Raw genomic sequence first — 2,468 nt, 5'->3', positions numbered from 1 at the left:
AGATAGGCAGCGAACAGACCGTTGGCGGCCGCTCGCGCGGTATGGAGTTGCTTGGAATCGGCAGCGTCACGCAGAAATTCCCAGAGACCTGCCGCCTGCGTACCGGCCGAGCCGACAGCATGGTTGAGCCCGGCTGCGTCCAACCCGATCAACCTGCCGACCGCCGCGGCTGCTGCCACTGCGCCAGCCGTGCCGGTGGTGTGGAATATCTCGTAGTGCGAGCGTCCGAGGAATTCTCCCACTCGAATGCCCACTTCATAGCCGGCGATGCAGGCAGTCAGGACTTCGCGGCCGGTCTTCTCCTCAGCCTCCGCAACCGCCAAAACGGCCGGAAAGATCACCGCCGCCGGGTGAAAGACCGAGCCGTTGTGAACGTCGTCCTGTTCCACGACATGGGAGGCCGCCGCATTGACCATCGCTGCGAAGTAGGGGCTTGTGCGCCGCCGCGTCGGGATGATGGTGCTTGGGCCGTCCGCCGGCCCCATGGCACGCGCAAAACCGTCGATCATCTCGACCTGGTGCGCGCCCTTGCCGGCCAGCGCCGAGCCGAGCCAGTCGATCATCAATCCTTGCGCGAAATGAACGACGCGCGGCGGGATCTGTTCGAAGTCGAGTTCGGCAATGAAGGCGCAGAGCCTGGCGGTTGGCCAATCGGCGGTGTCCAGGCTCATCCGTTGCTCCTCCCCTGCATGCCCTTTAGACCAAAGCGGCCCGGCGCAGGACCTGCCTTGCGCGCTCGATGACCGGCCGATCCACCATTTCGCCGTTCACCTGGCTAGCTTCGCCGGACGAGGCTGCGCCGACGATGTCTCGTGCCCATGTGATGTCATTATCGCTCGGGCGAAAGCCACTGCGAATCGGCTCGATCTGCCTCGGGTGGATGGCCATCTTGCCGCCAAAACCCATCTTCATGGCGTGGCGGGCGTCATCCTCGGTGATTTCGGGACTGTTCAGGTCGGTCGTTACGCCGTCAATCGGCGCGGCCCGGCCAGCGGCGCGCGAACGCCAGACGATTTCGTTACGAGCCGCAAGCAGGATCAGCCGATCATGCGCGCAACCGAGATCGAGCGAGAAGTCGACCGAGCCGAAGGCGACGGCAACGACGTTGGGCATGGCCAATATGTCCGGCAAGTTGGCGAGACCGACGGCGCTCTCGACCAGCGCGATGACGGAAACGCTGCGTGCCATGTGCCTGGCCATATCGGCAATGTCTTCCGGACGTTCGGCCTTGGGCAGCATGACGGAGACGCCGTCAAGGCGCCGCACGGCAGCGATGTCCGCCTGGTGCCAAAATGTGCCGGCGGCATTGATGCGGACCACGACCGCGGATTTCAGCGCGGCTGCATGAGCAACGACCGCTTCCCGAGCGCGGTCCTTGTCGCCAGGGGCGACGGCATCCTCGAGGTCTAGAATGACTGCGTCCGCGCCGCTGCTGTCGGCTTTGGCAAACCGCTCAGGACGTGAGCCCGGCACGAATAGCGGCACGACAGGCGTGACGAAGCTCACCATTGCGCCGTGGCTTTCACCGTCACATGGCTGTCGGACGACCGTGCCTCGAGAGCCATGCCGTCCTGGCCTGGGGATGTTGCGCTCAGAAGCAGGCGCTGCGGGCCAGTCGCCGGATGGACGCCGCGGAATGAGAAACGGCGCGGCGACTGACCGACAATGGCGGCGGCGAAGTTCATCAGCAGCGTCGCCTGCAGCGGGCCATGGATGACGAGCCCGGGATAGTGCTCGACCCCCGTGGCATAGGGCGCGTCGTAGTGGATGCGATGCCCGTTGAACGTCAGCGCGGAATATCGAAAGAGCAGCACGGGATCGATGTCGATCGTGCGCTCGTGCGATGCGGCCAGGGGCGAATTGGCCGGCGGGGCAGGGGACGCAGCAGCGGCTTCGGCGCCGCGATAGACGATGATCTGGTCCTCCTCGATGACCGGACCGGAATCGTTGGCGATGTCGTGCCGGACCGTGACGAAGGTGAGCGGGCCGGTGCGGCCCTGCTTCTCCTCGATGGCGGCCAACGTCGAGCGGCGGCGGATGCGGTCGCCAGAGCGGATCGGCGCCATGAAACGCATGTCGCTGGCAGCCCACATGCGACGCGGAAGCGGCACCGGCGGCAGGAAGCCGCCTTTGGCCGGGTGCCCGTCAGGTCCGAGTTCTCGCATGGCGGCAATGTCGGGCGCCAGGCACCAATGCAGTCCGGGCGCGGCCGCGCCCTCGGCAGTCTGCGCCGCGTGGTCCCCAAGCGTGGCGCCAAAGCTGGCCAGCAGGCGCGGGGTCACAACATCCTCGACCTCGTGCGTGCGTCCAACCCATTCCTGCAGTGTGCTTGTGTCCAGGCTCATGAGGTCCTCGTCAGGCGGCGAATTCGGACCGGATCCGGTCCGTATCGGCGCCAAGCGCGGGGACGCTTGGAACCGTTGCAAATCCCTCCGGCCGCCCTGCCGGCTTGGGTACTGCGATGCGCC

3 protein-coding genes are annotated in these 2,468 nt (G+C 66.1%); all 3 read right to left on the bottom strand.

From position 1 onward, the window contains the following. Nucleotides 1-671, bottom strand: a 671-nt coding sequence (locus EN984_RS31145; RefSeq protein ID WP_164765774.1) for an MmgE/PrpD family protein, incomplete at its 3' end; no start/stop codon positions are given. Nucleotides 672-696: 25 nt separating this feature from the next. Further along, nucleotides 697-1,509 (bottom strand): CoA ester lyase, encoded by an 813-nt coding sequence (locus EN984_RS31140; protein WP_127269707.1) that lies wholly within the window; start codon nt 1,507-1,509, stop codon nt 697-699. After that, nucleotides 1,503-2,345 carry a MaoC family dehydratase N-terminal domain-containing protein gene (locus EN984_RS31135; protein WP_127267895.1) on the bottom strand — a complete coding sequence of 281 codons (843 nt, stop codon included), beginning with the start codon at nt 2,343-2,345 and terminating at the stop codon, nt 1,503-1,505. The genes EN984_RS31140 and EN984_RS31135 overlap by 7 nt, the downstream gene beginning before the upstream one ends. Nucleotides 2,346-2,468 lie beyond the last annotated feature (123 nt).

Origin of the sequence: Mesorhizobium sp. M7A.F.Ca.CA.004.12.1.1 (assembly GCF_003997835.1) — a bacterium.
Taxonomy (GTDB): domain Bacteria; phylum Pseudomonadota; class Alphaproteobacteria; order Rhizobiales; family Rhizobiaceae; genus Mesorhizobium.
This window is presented reverse-complemented; position numbering and strand designations above follow the sequence as displayed.